21 protein-coding genes are annotated in these 17,358 nt (G+C 59.7%); 9 read left to right on the top strand and 12 right to left on the bottom strand.

Annotated features, from left to right (window positions below; all coding sequences use genetic code 11):
• Positions 1–27 precede the first annotated feature (27 nt).
• The 10 genes from GHK62_RS07885 to GHK62_RS07930 all read right to left on the bottom strand — a co-directional run bounded on the left by GHK62_RS07885 (position 28) and on the right by GHK62_RS07930 (position 9,582).
• On the bottom strand, positions 28–1,470 hold the full coding sequence (locus GHK62_RS07885; protein WP_153437853.1) for an MmgE/PrpD family protein: 1,443 nt from the start codon (positions 1,468–1,470) through the stop codon (positions 28–30).
• Positions 1,382–2,356 (bottom strand): carbon-nitrogen hydrolase family protein, encoded by a 975-nt coding sequence (locus GHK62_RS07890; protein ID WP_153437855.1) that lies wholly within the window; start codon positions 2,354–2,356, stop codon positions 1,382–1,384. Before GHK62_RS07890 ends, GHK62_RS07885 begins: the two co-directional genes overlap by 89 nt.
• Positions 2,353–3,003, bottom strand: a complete 651-nt coding sequence (locus tag GHK62_RS07895) for an RraA family protein (protein WP_153437857.1) — start codon at positions 3,001–3,003, stop codon at positions 2,353–2,355. The genes GHK62_RS07890 and GHK62_RS07895 overlap by 4 nt, the downstream gene beginning before the upstream one ends.
• A gap of 34 nt (positions 3,004–3,037) precedes the next feature.
• A complete protein-coding gene (locus GHK62_RS07900; protein ID WP_153437859.1) occupies positions 3,038–3,904 on the bottom strand; it encodes a TauD/TfdA dioxygenase family protein in 867 nt (288 codons plus the stop codon).
• 117 nt (positions 3,905–4,021) lie between these two features.
• Entirely contained in the window at positions 4,022–5,119 is a 1,098-nt protein-coding gene (locus tag GHK62_RS07905; RefSeq protein ID WP_153437861.1) for an ABC transporter ATP-binding protein, read from the bottom strand.
• Entirely contained in the window at positions 5,116–5,919 is an 804-nt protein-coding gene (locus tag GHK62_RS07910; RefSeq protein WP_153437863.1) for an ABC transporter permease, read from the bottom strand. Before GHK62_RS07910 ends, GHK62_RS07905 begins: the two co-directional genes overlap by 4 nt.
• Positions 5,920–5,934: 15 nt before the next feature.
• The gene (locus GHK62_RS07915) at positions 5,935–6,720 is read right to left on the bottom strand and encodes an ABC transporter permease (RefSeq protein ID WP_380787148.1); all 786 of its coding nucleotides are present in this window, start codon (positions 6,718–6,720) and stop codon (positions 5,935–5,937) included.
• Between the two features lie 104 nt (positions 6,721–6,824).
• The gene (locus GHK62_RS07920; protein WP_153437865.1) at positions 6,825–7,865 is read right to left on the bottom strand and encodes an ABC transporter substrate-binding protein; all 1,041 of its coding nucleotides are present in this window, start codon (positions 7,863–7,865) and stop codon (positions 6,825–6,827) included.
• A 226-nt stretch (positions 7,866–8,091) separates the two neighbouring features.
• On the bottom strand, positions 8,092–8,340 hold the full coding sequence (locus tag GHK62_RS07925; protein ID WP_153437867.1) for a hypothetical protein: 249 nt from the start codon (positions 8,338–8,340) through the stop codon (positions 8,092–8,094).
• 333 nt (positions 8,341–8,673) lie between these two features.
• Complete coding sequence (locus GHK62_RS07930; RefSeq protein ID WP_153437869.1) at positions 8,674–9,582, bottom strand: nucleotidyltransferase and HEPN domain-containing protein; 909 nt, start codon at positions 9,580–9,582, stop codon at positions 8,674–8,676.
• A 150-nt stretch (positions 9,583–9,732) separates the two neighbouring features.
• Between GHK62_RS07930 and GHK62_RS07935 the strand changes: the two genes are divergently transcribed.
• The gene (locus GHK62_RS07935) at positions 9,733–10,692 is read left to right on the top strand and encodes a LysR family transcriptional regulator (protein WP_153437871.1); all 960 of its coding nucleotides are present in this window, start codon (positions 9,733–9,735) and stop codon (positions 10,690–10,692) included.
• 22 nt (positions 10,693–10,714) lie between these two features.
• Positions 10,715–11,419: an autoinducer-binding transcriptional regulator TraR gene (gene traR / locus GHK62_RS07940; protein WP_283065524.1), complete on the top strand. Its 705-nt coding sequence runs from the start codon at positions 10,715–10,717 to the stop codon at positions 11,417–11,419.
• A gap of 75 nt (positions 11,420–11,494) precedes the next feature.
• Here the strand turns inward: traR and GHK62_RS07945 are convergent, their stop codons facing one another.
• Both GHK62_RS07945 and GHK62_RS07950 read right to left on the bottom strand, forming a co-directional pair.
• Positions 11,495–11,620, bottom strand: a complete 126-nt coding sequence (locus GHK62_RS07945) for a hypothetical protein (RefSeq protein WP_380786211.1) — start codon at positions 11,618–11,620, stop codon at positions 11,495–11,497.
• 165 nt (positions 11,621–11,785) lie between these two features.
• Positions 11,786–12,139: a helix-turn-helix domain-containing protein gene (locus GHK62_RS07950; protein ID WP_153437873.1), complete on the bottom strand. Its 354-nt coding sequence runs from the start codon at positions 12,137–12,139 to the stop codon at positions 11,786–11,788.
• Positions 12,140–12,234: 95 nt separating this feature from the next.
• Between GHK62_RS07950 and GHK62_RS07955 the strand changes: the two genes are divergently transcribed.
• Genes GHK62_RS07955 through GHK62_RS07985 form a run of 7 tightly spaced genes read left to right on the top strand, consistent with a single transcriptional unit; the run spans position 12,235 to position 17,351 of the window.
• Positions 12,235–12,753: a hypothetical protein gene (locus GHK62_RS07955; RefSeq protein ID WP_153437875.1), complete on the top strand. Its 519-nt coding sequence runs from the start codon at positions 12,235–12,237 to the stop codon at positions 12,751–12,753.
• A gap of 3 nt (positions 12,754–12,756) precedes the next feature.
• Positions 12,757–13,425, top strand: a complete 669-nt coding sequence (locus tag GHK62_RS07960; RefSeq protein WP_153437877.1) for a lytic transglycosylase domain-containing protein — start codon at positions 12,757–12,759, stop codon at positions 13,423–13,425.
• Positions 13,422–13,721 carry a TrbC/VirB2 family protein gene (locus GHK62_RS07965; protein WP_153437879.1) on the top strand — a complete coding sequence of 100 codons (300 nt, stop codon included), beginning with the start codon at positions 13,422–13,424 and terminating at the stop codon, positions 13,719–13,721. Before GHK62_RS07960 ends, GHK62_RS07965 begins: the two co-directional genes overlap by 4 nt.
• 4 nt (positions 13,722–13,725) lie before the next feature.
• Positions 13,726–14,067 carry a VirB3 family type IV secretion system protein gene (locus GHK62_RS07970; protein ID WP_153437881.1) on the top strand — a complete coding sequence of 114 codons (342 nt, stop codon included), beginning with the start codon at positions 13,726–13,728 and terminating at the stop codon, positions 14,065–14,067.
• On the top strand, positions 14,060–16,441 hold the full coding sequence (locus GHK62_RS07975; RefSeq protein WP_153437883.1) for a VirB4 family type IV secretion/conjugal transfer ATPase: 2,382 nt from the start codon (positions 14,060–14,062) through the stop codon (positions 16,439–16,441). Before GHK62_RS07970 ends, GHK62_RS07975 begins: the two co-directional genes overlap by 8 nt.
• Positions 16,441–17,139 carry a P-type DNA transfer protein VirB5 gene (gene virB5, locus GHK62_RS07980; RefSeq protein WP_153437899.1) on the top strand — a complete coding sequence of 233 codons (699 nt, stop codon included), beginning with the start codon at positions 16,441–16,443 and terminating at the stop codon, positions 17,137–17,139. Before GHK62_RS07975 ends, virB5 begins: the two co-directional genes overlap by 1 nt.
• Entirely contained in the window at positions 17,136–17,351 is a 216-nt protein-coding gene (locus GHK62_RS07985; protein ID WP_153437901.1) for an EexN family lipoprotein, read from the top strand. The genes virB5 and GHK62_RS07985 overlap by 4 nt, the downstream gene beginning before the upstream one ends.
• Positions 17,352–17,358: the final 7 nt, after the last annotated feature.

Raw genomic sequence — 17,358 nt, forward strand, 5'->3', positions numbered from 1 at the left:
ATGTCGTCGCGCCCGAGTGTGCGGATATTAGCCGGTCAAGAGGCGGAGGAGCGGCCTGACCGATTCGGCTTCGTCCAGCGCGTACACGTTATCAATAACTTCGGAGGCACCGCCCTCTCCGGCCACACGGCTCGCAAGCCGTAAGAACTTGCTCTCGAGAGCTGATTTCCGCATGGGGTTACTTGCGTCTCCCTCCGCAATGTCGACGTGTCTTTCGAAGCTCTGCCCGTTGCGCAACTGCAAGCAAGCGCTGGCGGCGTGAGTACCGTGGGGTAAGCCGTGGTTGGGATGTGGCCTCAGCTCGATACTGTCTTGAAACCGCCCGGCGATCTCGTCATTGAGCCAATCATCCACGAACCAGTCCGGACCGGGCTCAACGCCGAATACGGCCATAGCTATGGCATGCGGTGCGCTGAACTGCGCCGCCCACATGTGCCGCGGACGCGCTTCGCTGAATGGCGGTGCGCAAACGATCGGAGGTACGGTCACGATCAACCTAGCATGCTTGGCGTCGGCGGGATCAATGCCTGCCATCCGGACGACGTCGCTGCAGGCTTGGACACTGCTTTGGATGAGCCGGCAGCAACTGAATGGCTTGAAGCCAACCCGGAGAATTTCGTAGGCGGCACCCAAACCGTTCGTCAATCGGTCAAAACGGCACTCGTCGGCGCCCGCCATTCGCCAGAAACCAGTCTCGCCCTCGAAGACATCCAAGGGTCCCTCGTAGCCCACAGCGGCAAGGCGGGCCGCATTGACGCCCATCTGCGCGGCCATGCCAAAGTTGTTCTTCGCCATCGATGGCGTGTCGCCGTAGACCGTCTTCATGACAGATGCGACTGGTGCATTCGCAGCGGCGATAGCAATGGCATGTGCCGCTCGCATGGCATCGAGCCCCATGAGTTTCGCGGCCGCCGCTGCTGCGCCGAATATCTGCCAAGTCCCATGGCCGTGAATCGCCTTTCTGGGCCGGACGTGAGTCAGCGAGATTCCAACGCGGCAGCTCACCTCATAGCCGATGATCACGGCCTCGAGGAATTCTGTGCCCGCACACAGTTTGTACTCGGCGACCGATAAGGCTGCTGCGATAACGGTGGCTCCCGGGTGGCCCTTCTCGTAGATGTCGTCGAAGTCGAGCGCATTGATCAAGGTTGCCCTGGCGAAGGCGGCCATCGCCGGCGAGGGCACTCTCTGGCTGTCCGCTCGTAATGCCCCGAGCATGCCGGCTATCGGTAGCTGATGCCCGCCGAACAGGCAGCCAAGCGAGTCCAGGAGGCAGAGCTTGGCCTTGGCGACGACGTCGCTGGGAGCACGAGCGAGTGCTTCCTCGGCGATATAGCTGCCGAGCGTTTGCGTTATGAAAGCGGTCATATCTGGCGTCCGATTACCCGAGGATGGAGATGGCCGGTCCACCTTCGGGGGTTCTTGCCGACTTGCCACTAGAAGAAATTGGAGTCCCGAAAGTTTGTTCATCTGAGCCGCAGGACGAATTGCAGCGCTCGCCGCGGCTGCAATCCCGATAGACACGTGCCTGGTCGACAAACGAAACCTTATGAGAAGCGGAGGGAATGAGCTTGCGGACGGCCGCCACACGGGCGTGATCGAGGTGTGTCGAAACAATGCCGACCTGGTCGACGGCGCGGGCTATCACCTGCCCCCAGGGATCGCAGACGAGAGAGTTGCCGTAGGTGAAGCGGCGATCTCCGTCCGCTGCAGTGTAGCCTCCCCACTGACCGCAGGCGACGAAATAGACTTGATGCTCGATCGCACGCGCACGGCAGAGCACTTCCCAGTGATCCTTGCCGGTCTGTAACGTGAAGGCCGCGGGTAGAATGATCACATCGACGCCGGCGTTTGCGAGCGCATCAAAGAGCCGGGGGAATCGAAGGTCGTAGCAGATGGCACAACCGATCCTGAAGCCGCCGGCTTCGTAGACGAATAGGCTTTCTCCAGGCGCCACGGTGGCGGATTCTCGATAGATCTTGCCATCCGGCGCCTCGATGTCGAAGAGGTGAACTTTACGATACCGGCCGACCTCGTTGCCGTGAGGATCAAATACGACCGTTGTATTGTAGATCTTCGAACTTCCCTCAATCCTTTCGAGCAGGCTGCCGCCATGGATCCAAACCTTCTCCCGGGCGGCGAATGCCTGCAGCATTCGATAGGCCTCGCCGCCCGGCATCTGATCGGCCGCTGTGAGTTTCTCGGCAGCGGTACCGCCGGACCAGTCGAAATGTTCCGGAAGCACCATGAGATCCGGTGTGTCGCGTTTGATCGCCTGGAGCATCAGGCTCTCGGCCGTGCGCAAATTGCGCTCGCGATCCGGCTGGGAATTCATCTGGACGAGGGAGATTTTCATGACACGATCCGATCCAATTCGAAGATGGAATGGCCGGCCTCGAGGTAGGGCCGGAGCTCAAGGGAACGCTGTTGGCGCTTGAGGGCAATCTCGGCGATGCGGCGCATATCGGAGGGTTCGGCAACGAAAACACCCTCCGTGTCCGCGACGACTGCATAGCCAGGCAGGACGGCCGCGCCGCCGCAGGCGATCGGGGCATTGATCGCACCGCCGAGCTGGTGTCGGCGGCTAGTCGTCTTGGACGAGACACCGCGACACCAGACGGGAAATTGGCTGGCGCGAATTTCCTCGACGTCGGTGCAGGGGCCGTCAACGATGATGGCCAAGGCACCACGCGCTCGGGCAGCAGCAACGACCCCGCCGCCCACGCAAGCAATATCGTCCCGGTCCACCCTGGAGATGACAAGAACATCTCCCGGGCGGAGCAGATCAATGGCTTTGTAGATGACGGCTCCATCACGCCCGGGCGCGGCCACGGTCACGGCGGTTCCGATCGCCTTGGTCGGAAAGACCGGCACAATGTCTGCCGCGGCAAATCCGAGATATTCGAAATGGCCGATGGTTGCGGTTTCGACGCCCTCCAGGAGGGTTCGAAGCGTTTCCGGAATCGCTTTAGGCTGCTTTCTGATCCGGTATGGCTCAGTCATCCGACGAGGCTCCGATCTGCTCTGTTGTCGTGGCTCAAACCGGGCGCTCGCCGGATGTGGTCGTCCGATGCATGATACGGATCGTGTTCGGGTCGAAGGAGTCGCGACGGTGCATCGTGCAGCGATTGTCCCACATCACGATGTCGCCCACGCCCCATTTCTGAACGAAGACATCAGGCGTTGCGGTGGTGTGCTCCCAAAGCTCGGCGATCAGATCGTTGCTTTCATCGAGCGGCATACCGACGATCCATGAGCCTTCCCGCGTCCCCCCTAGATAGAGCGCCTTGCGGCCCGTCTCGCCGTGGGTTCTGACCAGCGGATGGACGACGCCGCTCCATTCGCGAAAATCCGTACTCGTCGGTTCGGATTTCCCGAGGCGCAGCCTGCCCGTCTTGTCGTAAACGCTCTGGAAGAAGATTTGTCGCCCTTCAATGGCATTGCGCAGCTCCTCGGGGAGCGTCTCGTAGGCATGATAGGTGGACAAAAAGTATGTGTCGCCGCCCGAAGGAGGAACCTCGATCGCTCTGAGGATGGCGCCTGCCGGCGGGCGTTCGTAGAACCATGTGTCCGTGTGCCACGTCGCCTCGCTATTGCCGAGCGCGCCGCTCGGTTTACCGTCCGTCATCACATTGCTGATCACCAGGATCTCGCGATGCGTAGGATGTCCCCCTTCCTGCAATTGTTTCGGGTGGATGACGAAATCGCCGAAGTGGCGGGAGAAATTGACCTGCTGCTGGTCTGTGATATGGACCGCCCGAAAGCGAATGACGCCATATTGCAGCCAATAGGACCGAACTGCGGCAATGTCCGCATCGTTATAGTCGGAGAAGTCGAAACCGACGATGTCAGCACAGACATTGCTGTCATTTTGCACTGCTGAAACCTTCGTGTTCATGCGCATCTTGGCCTCCTTGTGGGAAGATCCCGGACTTGGGATCGCACCGAGTGTAGTGAAGGGCTATTGGGCGATTCCAATATCAATTGCTGGTCATTAATAATGAAGGACGATTAATCGGCGCTACTGCTCCAGTAATTGGACAGCCGAGTGAGCGATGGCGAAATCAACGCGGCAACCAACTCGAAGTTTGTCGAGGCGTGTCGAGCGGATCATGGACTTCAATGTGATCTTGCCGTCTACGAGCATCCACGCCTCGAGATAGGCGCCGAGATTGACGACCTTCTGGATGGTGCCCGTGAGCCGGTTCGCGGGTTCATCGAGAGCCCCCGCCGCATCGGCGAGCCTGACAGCTTCGGGCCGGATGCAACAATATCGAGCCTTGTCAGGAGCGACGTCGTGCGGCCAGATCGCTCTGACCGGCAACTTTCCTTCTCCCAAGAGCACGGTAACGCGTCTTTCTGGGGTATCGGTTGCGGATACATCGGCAATCGGCAGGATATTGGACTTGCCAATGAAGTCCGCCACGAAAGAGGTCCTCGGGCGGCCGTATATGTCCGCAGGCGCTCCTTCCTGCGCTACCAATCCGCGCTGCATGACAACGATCCGATCGGACATCGCCATCGCCTCTTCCTGATCGTGCGTGACATAGATGAAGGTCATGCCGAGATCTTCTTGGATCTCTTTCAATTCCACGCGCATGGCTTCCCGAAGCTTGAGGTCGAGATTTGAGAGTGGTTCATCGAGAAGCAGCACGGACGGGGAGGGCGCAATGGCCCGGGCGACCGCGACCCGTTGCTGTTGGCCTCCCGATAGTTCCTTTGGATAACGGCTCTCGAAGCCTTCGAGGTGGACACTTTTCAAGGCGCGTGACACGCCATCGGCGATTTCCTCGCGGGGCCGACCCTGCATCTTTAGGCCGAAACCGACATTCTGGGCGACCGTCATATGCGGGAAAAGTGCGTAGTTCTGGAAGACCAGCCCGATCTTCCGGGCTTCCGGCGGGACGCCTGCCTGATCGCAGCCGCGAATTCGGATCTGCCCGCTCGAGGGCGCTTCAAATCCGGCGATCATGTTCAGGGTCGTCGTCTTGCCACATCCGGAGGGACCAAGAATGCTGACGAATTTTCCCTTCGGGATGGCTAGGTTGATATCCTCGACGATGCGGTTTGCGCCGAACTGCTTGCTGACGGAAAGGAGTTCGATATCGATGGTGGTCATTTGCTACCCCCGTGGAATTGGGCGGAGAAACCGCCGATCTTTTCGAAAAGGATGATTGCGCCAAGGATGAAGAGGAGCGACGCGACGTTCACCGCCGCGAGCACCGGATCCAGGCTGTATTCGAGATGGTTGATGACGGTGATCGGAAGCGTTGTCTGACCAGGCCTGACCAGGAAGACGGAGAGCGGGATGTTGTTGAAGGAAATGATGAAGGCGAAGGTCATCCCCGAGAAGAGGCCGGAGCGGATCAGCGGCAACAGCACATATCTGATCCTCTGCGTGGCACTGGCGCCGAGTATGCGTGCCGCGCTTTCAAGCCGCTTATCGAAACCGAACATCGCCGTCGCGGCCATGCGCACGACGTAGGGCAACGTCAGGATGATGTGGGCCATGACAAGGCCGGGCGTTCCGAGCAGGTGATAAAGTCCAACCGAGGACAAGAACAGGACGATCGCCACGCCCTTGACGATTTGCGGGACCGACATGGGTGACAATAGGAACGCCATGATGGCGGTGTGGCCCCGACATTTCGCGTAGGCGACGCTGTATGCCCCAAGAACGCCGAGCAGTCCGCTTGCGAGCGACACGATGAGGGCCAGTTCGACACTGAGCAGGAACGGATCGAGCCAGCGGCTGTCCCAGAGCGCCGCATACCATTGCAAGGTCCATTCGCTTGGCCGGAACGTTACCGCCGAAGTCGGGCTGAAAGAGGCAGCGACAACGACCACGAGCGGCAGGGTGATGAAGGCAAGAATGGCGGCGAGCACCATCCTGAACAGATAGGTGAGCAGTCGGTTCATCGAAGCCTCCCGAGACTAAAGATGAAGTTTTTGGTGGAGGCGCGATTCCAGCCTGGATCCGACGAAGCCGGCGGTCAGCATGAGGATGAGCAGGACGTTCGCCATCACCGCCGCGAAGGGCCAGTCGAGATAGAAGAGCACCTGCTCGTAGACCATAGTGGCCATGACTTTGAAGCCGGCGCCGCCGAGAAGGGCCGGGGTCGCGTAAGCGCTTGCGGCCATGGTGAAGCCAATCAAGAGCGAGCTTACGATCCCCGGCACGGAGAGCGGCAGGATGATGTGGCGGATGACGTCAAGACGTGAGGCGCCGAGAATTTGCGCAGATTTTTCCAGATTGGGATTGATACCCTGGAGGCTCGTCAGCAGCGACAGCACGCCAAACGGCAGGATGACGTGAGTCAGCCCGACCACCACGCCGAAAAGGTTCTTTGACAAGGGCAGGGGTTCCGAGATCATTCCAGTCCACATCAGCGCGGAATTGATGAAACCGCGATCCTCGAGAATGATCAGCCAGCCATAGGTCCGAAGCACGACGCCCGCCAGTTCAGGCGCAATGGCAAGCGCGAAGATGACGGTCCGCCAGCGTGACGTCGAGCGCGCGAGATAGTAGGCGAGGGGATAGGCCAGGACGGTGACTGAGATTGCGACGAGGCCCGACATCACGAGCGTTCGGGTGAGGCCCGCAAGGACCAAGTCGTTGCTGAAGAAGCGACTATAGCTCGCAAACGTCGGGCCGCCCGCCGTCTGGCTTTGAAAGCTTATCCCGATCATCATGCCCATCGGGATCGCGAAGAAGAGCATCAGCACGATCGAGGGGGCGGTGAGCGGCAGAAACCCCTTTATAGGAAGGCCAGTGTGTGTGGGCTCTTTTGGGGTGGAGAAAGCAATGACGGCCATGATCCACCTCACTTGGCCACCGCGACGACGTCACGTTCCCACCGTTCGCCCCAGGCGGAAAGCCGTGACGCAACTGCGGCGAGGTCAGGCAGCAGAAGCGCCTTCAGATCCGCCTCGGTGGTGATTTGTCTGGCACGGATATCGTCCGGCACGTCGATGTCGGTCCGTACGCTGCCGACCTTATACCCGGTGACCCATGCCTCCTGGCTGGCCTTTTCGAGAAAGAAGTTGACGAACCTGAGGGCTGCCTCGCGGTTTGCGGCATGCTTCGGCACGTTCAGGGTTGCGACTAAAGGAATCGAGCCTTCCTTCGGCAGGACATAGTCGACCGGCAGGCCGCTATCGACGAGCAGTTGCGCGCGCCCGTTCCAAAAGGGCATGGCCCAGACTTCGCCGCCCTTGATGTACGTCTCCATGACGGATGACGACTGCTCAAAGCCGATCGATTGTCCGGCGAGTTTGGCCATAGCGGCAAAGCCGGGGTCGACGTTATCGAGCAGATCGCCACCGTGGGCGACCGAGAAGATCTCCATCAGGTAGGCAGCCATGACGTTCTGGAAGGTAGGCAGGATGATCTTGCCCTCGAGGCGATCGTCCAAGAGCGCGTTCCAGGAATTAGGCTGCTCCGGCAGCTTGTCCTTTCGGTAGAGTAGCGAGAGATATTGCACTTCGTGAACCGCGCCGCAGGGGCCGGCGACGCCGGCGATCACCGATGACAGATGCACAAGATTGGGAACTTCCTCTGGTGAGAATTCCTCCAGCAGGCCTTCTTTGCATCCCTCGAGCGACTGGGATGCGGTCATCACGACCACATCGAAGCCGGGGCGCCCATTGGTGGCCTTTATCTTGGCATAGTCTTGGGAGGCCGAACCAACGGCGTCATAGACAACGTCGATGCCGAATTTGGCCTCGAAAGGCTCGATGATCCGCTCCCGGATGATCGTTTCGTAGGGTCCGCCATAACTGTTGACGATGAGCGTTTCGGCGTGGCCGCTCGCGGCCAGGCCCATTGTTACGAGCGCACTTGCGCACAGCGCAGAAAACCTCATGACGATCCCCTTGTTTGTGTTGTCGGTTTGGTGACATTGCGCCGGCCCGTCCCACGATCTCCAATATTGATTTCGCGATATTGATACGGAAACCATATTAATTGCGTTGCCTATAAGGTCGGCCGGCGGACGATCTGCGTCGGACTCTGTCTTGAGCGGTTCCGACGGCATGGGCCCGCACGATCGGCTTGTGCGGGCCGCCAATCCATAGGCGGCGGCCACTTCGTCACCCCGGCTGACAGATTTCGTTGATCAGGCTTGGATTGGATTTCAGGGATTTGAAGACATACAGCCAGAACCGGTAATGGCTTTGGCGATCAAGGTCCCTAGCCTCGACCGCGCGCATTGCCGCGGCCGTTACGGCGTCGCAGCCATAAAACTCCATCGCGAGTTCCACAGCCGCCGCCACCGCGACGTCATGTTGCGCATCCGCCTGGATTGACGGCTCCGGGACATTCTTCAACGGTTTCGACATGGCGACTCTCCTTCGAGAGTCCGGCGCGGGGGAAAATGTGGCCGGACGGTCTCACAGCGAAGATCGCGTCGTCCGGAAGCACACGTACCACTCATGTCGATTAGGTTGAATCCTAAATGATTTCCCGCTGTAGGTGAAGTCAAAATTCTCCGACGGCATTATGCCCAGGAAATTCAAGGTGACCTGTCAATCCCGCCGCACGCCAGGTACGCGAATGATCGGCGGATCATCAGGTTCGAGCCGGTGGTGACGATGTGCTGTCCGCTTGGATGAATGCGAACGGGTCGCCTGAGTTAGCTGCAATCTGGGGCATCAACAGATTGTCGCGGCCCGCTATGCGTCGAGAGCCCGCTCCAATTCCGTCAGCCGCTCCTTGCAGATCGCCTCGACGAGACCGTGGAGATGCTCGGTCCGCTCGAGCAGCCAGGCGAGCGCCTCCTCGGTGATCTCGAAGTGTTTCGAATAGCGCGCCTTCACATAGGCTTCATTGAGAATGTTGTACCAAGCAGTAAAGCGGTGCTGGTCACGCGGCCAAACATCCACCAGCCGGCGGTCCTGGTCCTCCGCCAGCCCGCGCAGGAATTTGAGGTTGTGCGACGGTGGGCTGTAGTTGGTAAGAGTCAGCAGAACGGTTGAATAGGCCGCCTCTACGGCTTGATGGAGAACAAAGGCCGCCCGGCTCCTCCAATCATTTTGAATGGCGTAATGAGCAAGCTGCCGAAACTCCGCAGCACTCTGGCCCTGCCTTTCAAAATGCTCCCTCGCCACCCTGAGCGCATCGGCGGGCGCAAGCCGTTTCGGCTCGGCCAGCGGCCGGCCGTCGAGCTCATAGAGCACGATGCCCTCGTGTAGGATGTCGACAAAGAAATATTGCCCGTCGGCCAGGAAGTTGTTCACCTCGCGAGCGCCATGGACGATCAGTCCAACCGGCGTCGAGACGCCCTTGTCCCACAGCAGCCGGTCGGTCGCCTTGTCCCAGTACTCGGGTTCGGCGAGCTTCTTCGAATTGACGATCACAAGGATGTCGTAGTCGGAACGGTAGCCCTTCATCGTGTGCGGTTCGTCGACAAACGTACCGCGGGCATAGGAGCCGAACAGGATAATTTTCAGGATCCGCCCGCGCTTCTTGAAGCCGGCCGAGCTTCCCTCAAGTGCATCGGCGAACTCCTCGTGGATGATCTCGACGACGCGGGCAAGCTCGCGCTGCTTCTTCTCCGGCAGGTGTTCGAGGCTCGTTTTCATGCTCAACCGATAGGGCAAAGACGATTCGCCGTCTACTGCCGGAATTCATGGGTTTTGGATTATCAAAAAATAATAGATTGATCTAAAGTGACGATTAATAGATGATCTGCGCCTTGCGGAAGAACCTGCGCAGATGGAGGGGACGGGGGAATGGAAGTCCGTCAGATGAGATGCTTTGCGACGCTGGCCGAGGAACTTCATTTCGGCCGCGCCGCGGCGACGCTGGCCATGGCGCAGCCCGCCCTCAGCGTGCAGATCCAGACGCTGGAAAGGGAGCTCGGCGTCCAGCTTCTCACCCGCTCTACCCGTCGCGTTCAATTGACCAAGGCCGGCGAAGTTTTCTATGAGCGGTGTATCCGTGTTCTCAGGGACATCGAAAACAGTTCCGCCGTCGTCCGGGCCGTTGCGGGCAAGGATGTCGATCGGATCACGATCGGTACCATTTACCCTGCGACCTTCGGTGTCTTGCCGCTCTTTCTAAGCAAGCTCGGCAAGCGATTTCCGGACGTTCAGATTCACATCAGCAGTGGCTCGACCGATGCAATCATCCGCGATCTGGAGAAGGGCCGCATCAACCTCGGCTTCATCCGGCCGGTCGAAAATATCGGCTCACTCCGCTGGCAAAGCATCGCCAACGAACGATATCTTCTGGCAGTGCCGCTTGGCAGCCCGCTGGAGATGGCGGAAACCGTCACATTAAGCGATCTGAAACGGGAGCGGATTATCTCCTTTTCCCGCTCGAATCTATCTTACACGGAAAAGTACTTCTTCGAGCAGTTCAGAAAGCATGGCCTTCTCGATCAGGTCGCCTACAGCTGCGACGATACGCTCTCCCTGGTTTCGCTCGTTGCCGCCGGGATTGGGGTCGGTTTCGTTCCGGAATGGACGAAGGATTTGCCGCATCGGTCGTTTCGCCTTCGGGAAGTGGAGGGAGTGGATTTTACGATCGGCATGGGGCTCGCCTGGAACAAGGAAGACCCCACTGCGAACCGTGAAGAGTTCGTGGAAATCGGCCGCTCGCTTACATCGGTCTGGCGGCCGCGCCAACCCTCTGGCGGGCATTCTGAAAGGACCGGCAAGAAGCGCCATCGGTCGGCGCATGGAGAGTAGGCAGTCGAGAGGGGATTAGAAGGTGGAGATTTGGTTTCAGAAGCTAATCGATGTTACGGCGGTAGCGCGCACCAGGGAGATGTTCAATGAAGCACTCACCGAGCTCGCGGGGGAACTCGGCTTCGAATATTACGCCTATCTCAATCTTCAGCCGGTCGGAACATTCGCTGTGTCGAATTATCCTCCCGAATGGCAGGATCGGTATTTCTCGAAGGGCCTGAATGAGATCGATCCCGTCGTCCAGATCGCCAAGTCCACGATGAAGACATTCACCTGGTCTTCAGAAAACACGAGGACGGTCAGGTCGCGACGCGTTCGGCGGTTCTATCTGGACGCTGCTGGCTTCGGTATCCGCTCGGGCATCACAATACCGGTGGCGACTGCATTCCGGCGCATGGCGATGCTGACCGTTGCCTCGCACAAGCCGTCCCTTTCGCTGAATCGAGATATCGATCCGGTCGCGGCCGCGACGGCGGTCGCGCAGCTCCATGTGCGGATCGAGCAGGCGGAAATTGAACCCACGGCAAAACCGAGCGTCCGCATGACCGCCAAACAGGCGTTGATGCTTAAGTGGTCTTCCGAGGGTAAATCCATGAGGGCAATCGCCACCATCGAGAACATGACCTACGCGAATGTGAATTTCCACATGAACAACGCTCGCAGGGCGCTCAATGCCGGCACGCTGCCACAGGCGACGGCACTGGCGACGAAGCTCAAGCTCATTTGAAGCCAAGTGAGTTACTGGCGAGTGCCTGGAGGCGAAGCTCCTGAAACACCGTGATGTCGGAGAACTGGCTTATAATCAGAGGCCTGTGGCAAAGTTTGCCGACCATTCGTCGTTTCGCTCGAGCAGCAACGCGCCGACGAAGCGGACGATTGCATCGTGGTTGGGCAAGATGCCGATAGCCTCGGCGCCATTTGATCTCACCGTTGTGGAGCTCGATCGGGTTCATAGCCGGTGCCGTCTGCCATCTGAGTCCCGCTGGAGATGAGCCGTTTTCTGCGTATGGCGTGATGGCCGAACCGTACCGCGGTAGTTAAACTAACTCATTTTCTTAGATTTGACTCGCCAACTGATTGCTCAGCGCGAACGTCAGGCACCTTGAAAGCTGCGAATCCTCTCAAAAATTTCCGGCGAAATCTCGAATTGGCGTGCCTTGCCGCGGCCCATAGAATTCTTCACGAATGTCTCGGTCAGAAGTCCACGCTTGACCAAAGGATCGATGGTCTCGGCGACGCCTGTGCGCGTAAGTTTCGTGGTTTCCGTTATATTTGAAATAGTTAGGGCCTGGTGCCCCTGGTGCATGATGTAAAGAATGCTCATCATGCCGATCTGCTTCAGTCGCGACTGGGGGGTCTCATCCTCCATGGGATTATCGAGAATTTCACGGAAAATGAAGGCCGAAAAGGCAAGGTTGTGCCACTGGGCGTTGAGGGCTCTTGTCATCTTTTTAACTGCATAATATAAGTCTGTATATGTCGAGCGGCATGGGACGATGACAACGACATCGAACGCCGCTTCGGATTTGGAGGGTGTTGCTCATGAAGAACCTTCTGCTTGGGTTGTTCCTCGCGATCGCCGGTACCGTGCCCTTATACCTCATTTCAGTGAGTTATGTGCAAGCCGACAACTGGGGATGCCAGGTTATCTTGTGCCTTTCCAATCCCGGCAGTGCAACGCAATATGCCGAGTGCCGGCCCCCGATCGAGAAGCTCTGGCGCGAGCTTGCAAATGGACACTCTTTCCCGACCTGCAGCGGTGTTGGGTTCCAGGCCTCGCGCCCCGGATACGAGCCCTATTACTGCAACGGCGGCTATCGCCTGACGACGCGGTATGGAGATCGCGGGCGCGAGGCGAGTTGCATCTCAACCACGCCACAAACCGTCTCAAGTCTTGAGTGCTACTCCGATAATGATCGGAGCACCTCCGCCGTTTGGCGCCGCAGCGAAGGCCGCATAAAGTGCCAACGCTATGTGACAACGCGGCCGAACGTCCGCCAGCAACCCCATTATGTCGACGTGACCATCGACGGCGTCGGCAAACAACGGGTGTGGTACTGAGCCATGCCCGTTGCGTTCCTCGATCTGGCGCAAACGTGCGCACCCATAGTTGCGGCCGAGACACTCGCTGGCGTCGTCAGTCTTGAAAGTAGGTTCGAGCCGTTGGCCATCCGGATCAACAGCGGCGCCCCACTTTCGGAGCAGCCCACGACCAAGGCGGAAGCGATCGAGATCACCACGTCGCTGGTGGCCGAGCGGCAGGACATCCAGCTCGGTCTCGGCGGTATTGGCATGGAAGAACTCCGGAAGCTGAAGCTCTCGATCTCCGACGCGTTTGATCCGTGCCTCAACCTTCAGGCCACCGCGACGCTGCTCGACGGGTATTACCGGCTCGCTGCGAAGGCCGGCGCGGATCCGAACCGGGCCGAACAAGTAATGCTGCAATCCTACTACGGCCGAGATGATCCCTCCATGGGCGCCATGGTCCAGTACGACGATCAGGTCCGCGAGGAAGCGAGGCGGCTCGGCAAGACGCTCTCGGCTCTCACGATCAGCGATGGCGGGCAGGGGAGGGGAGCCAACAATGCGCCTCCTACCGATGTGGCTGTCACTGCCCGCAGGGACGAATTCCAGGCGGAATCCGCCCCGACGCCGTCCTGGGATGTTTTCAGTTCGCGACGGAGATCTTCCGTCCTGGTGTTTCAGAACAGTCAAATGGAGCAGAGTGAATGACCTTCAGTTTCCGTATCCGTCCGATCGCCGCTTCCACCGTGATGGCTGTCGCCATCGTGGCCACCATGGTCGAGCCCGCCTTCGCGCAGGCCGCTGGCATCGAGACCGTGCTGCAGAACATCGTCGACATGCTGACCGGCAACATCGCCAAGCTGCTGGCCGTGATCGCGGTGATCGTGATCTGCATTGCCTGGATGTTCGGCTACATGGATCTGAGACGGGCAGGGTTCTGGATCATCGGCATCGGCGGCATCTTCGGTGCCACCGAACTCGTCAACACCATCGTCGGAAGCTGATGTCATGGCGAGTTCGCGGCAGATCCTCGAGGAAGACTCGCTGTTTATTGCCTGCACCCGCCCGGCAATGATCGCCGGCGTGACGATGGAAGCCATGGCCATGAATATCATGCTGACCACCATTCTTTACATCGTCGCCGGCTCGATCGCTTACGCGCTCGGCGGCGTCGTCTTTCACCTCATTTTCCGCGCGCTCGTCAAACACGACCACAACATGTTCCGCATCTTGCTGGCCTGGGTGGAGACACGGGGCCGGTCGCGCAACAGCGCCTATTGGGGCGGGGCGACGCTTGCACCACTGAGGCTCGCCCGCAAATACGACGAAAGGGACCTCGGATTTGCCTAGCCTGACCATACTCAGATCTCGCGAACTTGGTCCGGAGACCTTCATCCCGTATGTCCGCCATGTCGACGAGTCGACGATCGCGCTCGATTCCCGGGCGCTGATGGTGATGATCGCGCTCGAAGGCGTCTCCTTCGAGACCGCGGATGTTCTCGACCTGAATGCCCTCCATCGCGACCTCAACACCCTCTATCGAAACATCGCCGACGAGCGGCTTGCCTTGTGGACCCATCTCATCCGCCGTCGCGACAACAGCTATCCGGAGGGCACGTTCGCCACACCGTTCTCGGCGGCGCTCAACGACAAGTACCGCACGCGCATGGTGGGCGAGGACTTATTCCGCAACGACCTCTATCTGACGCTCCTCTGGTCTCCGGCGCGCGATCCGGCGGACAAGGCGGCAAAGCTGTTGGCGCGCCTGCGTCGTGCCCGCCGCGCCAGGGTCGAACTCGATGAGGAGGCCCTCAAGCAGCTTCGGGATAAGGTCGTTGATGTCACGGCGGCGTTGAAACGCTTCGAGCCGCGCGTGCTGTCCCTCTACGAGCATGACGGCCTCATGTTCTCGGAGCCGAGCGAAGTGCTGCATCAGTTCGTCGGCGGACGACGCGAGCCGATCCCCCTGACCGAGGGCCGCATTGCGTCGGCGATCTACTCCGATCGTGTCATCGTCGGTCGCGAAACGATCGAAATCCGGCACGAGGCGACCAGCCGCTATGCCGGCATGCTGAGCTTCAAGGAATATCCCGCCTGCACCAAGCCCGGCATGCTCGACGGCGTACTCACCAGTCCATTCGAGCTCATCCTGGCGCAATCCTTCTCCTTCGTCTCGAAGGCGGACGCCCGCGTCATCATGGGCCGCAAGCAGAACCAGATGGTCAGCAGCGGCGACAAGGCGGCCTCGCAAATCGAGGAGCTTGATGGGGCGATGGACGATCTGGAGTCCAACCGGTTCGTGCTCGGCGAGCACCACCTGACGCTTTCCGTCTTTGCCCCCTCAGTGAAGGAACTGACCGACAATCTCGCCAAAGCACGCGCCGGCCTGACCAGCGGCGGCGCAGTCGTCGCCCGTGAGGATCTTGGCCTTGAGGCGGCCTGGTGGGCGCAGCTGCCCGGGAACTTCCGCTATCGGGCCCGGTCCGGCGCGATCACGTCGCGGAACTTCGCCGCCTTGTCGCCCTTCCACTCCTATCCAATCGGCCAGAAGGACGGCAATGAGTGGGGGACTGCCGTCGCCCTACTCAAGACGGCGTCCGGGTCACCCTACTACTTCAATTTCCATTACGGCGATCTCGGCAACACCTTCGTCTGCGGGCCGTCCGGCGCCGGCAAGACCGTGCTTTTGAATTTCATGTTGTCGCAGCTCGAGAAGCACGACCCTCATGTAGTGTTCTTCGACAAGGACAGGGGGGCCGATCTCTATGTGCGCGCCGCCGGCGGCACTTACTTTCCCCTCAAGAACGGCATCCCGACCGGCTGCGCTCCCCTGATGGCGCTCGACCTGACGCCAGAGAACAAGGTCTTCCTCACGCGCTGGATCGGCAAGCTTGTCGGCTCGGCAACGCGGGACCTGAGCGTGACCGAACTCCGCGACATCGCCGCCGCCATCGACGGCCTGGCCGACCTGCCGGTGGAGGGTCGCACGATCGGCGCGCTCAGGACCTTTCTCGACAACACCGACCCGGAAGGCCTCGCGGCAAGGCTGCGGCGGTGGGAAAGGGGAGGGCCGCTCGGTTGGGTCTTTGACAACGTCATCGAGGATATCGGTTTCGGCGAATTCAGCGTCGGCGGCAAGTTCGTCGGCTACGACATGACCGACTTCCTCGACAATGAGGAAATCCGGACCCCGCTGATGGCCTACCTCTTCCATCGGGTCGAACAATTGATCGACGGCCGGCGGATCATCATCGTTATCGATGAGTTCTGGAAGGCGCTCCAGGACGAAGGGTTCCGGGACCTCGCCCAGAACAAGCTCAAGACGATCCGCAAGCAGAATGGACTCATGCTCTTTGCGACGCAGAGCCCACGAGATGCAATCGTCTCGCCGATCGCCCACACCATCATCGAGCAATGCCCGACGCAGATCTTCCTGCCGAACGCCCGCGGCAACCATGCGGACTATGTCGATGGCTTCAAGCTGACGGAGCGCGAGTTCGAGCTGGTCGCACGCGAGCTCTCGGTCGAGAGCCGAAGGTTCGTGTTGAAGCAGGGACATAACAGCGTCGTCGCCGAATTGGACCTCAACGGCTTCGATGACGAACTCGCCGTCCTCTCCGGCCGGACCGCTAATGTCGAACTTGCCGATGCGGTGCGCGCTGAAGTTGGCAACCAGCTTGAGGATTGGCTTCCGATTTTCCAGCAAAGAAGGAGTGCGAGCTGATGGGTTCCGACCGACTTCATAGTGCGGCGATTGCCGTTGCGCTCATCCTTTCCGCCAACGGTGCGGCAGGGCAGGGGATCCCGGTGATCGACCAGACGGCGATCGCCAAGCAGATCGAGAGCATCGCGCAGCTGAAAGCCCAACTCGATGCACTCAATCAGCAGATCGAGCAGGCACAGCAGCTCTACGGTTCGCTCAACAAACTGACCGACATGGCGGATGTTGCCAGCGTGTTGAACGATCCGGCCGTCCGCAAAGCGCTGCCGGCGGACTTCAGCGCGATCGAAGGCCTATTCAAGGGCAATGGCAGCGGTGCGTTCGCTGACTCGGCCTCTAGGTTCCTCGAGGGCAATTCGAGCTATCGAACCGATGCCGACGACTTCTACGCGCAGGAGCTTTCGCGCATCCAGAACAAGAACGCCGGTCAGATGAGCCTCGGCCAGCAGATTTATGATGCCGCGACCAAGCGCATCGATGGTATCGACCAGCTGCGCGAGAAAATCTCGACGGCAAGCGACGCCAAGGACATCGCCGACCTGCAGGCGCGGCTTCAGGCCGAACAGGCCTTCCTTCAGACCGATGTGTTGCGCATGGAAGGCTTGCGCATGGTGCAGCAGGCGCAGGCTCAGGTCGATGAGCAACGCAAGGCCGAGGACTGGCGCCAGCGCATGGACGCCATGGGAGCCGCACTGCAATGAGGCTGCGGTTTCTTTCTGTTTTTCTCGTCGTTCTGGCCGCTTGCTCGCAGGAAACCGAGCGCGTCTATACCGTCGATGAACTGATGGCCGACAAAGCGCTGCTTGCCGACGTGATCGGCAAATGCCGCCGCAATCCGGGTGAATTGGGCAACACTCCAAGTTGCCAAAACGCTGCGGCCGCAGATTTCAGGACCCGCCTTGAACGAATGTAAAAAGCGC

This window comes from Sinorhizobium terangae, assembly GCF_009601505.1.
GTDB classification, from domain to species: Bacteria; Pseudomonadota; Alphaproteobacteria; order Rhizobiales; family Rhizobiaceae; genus Sinorhizobium; species Sinorhizobium terangae.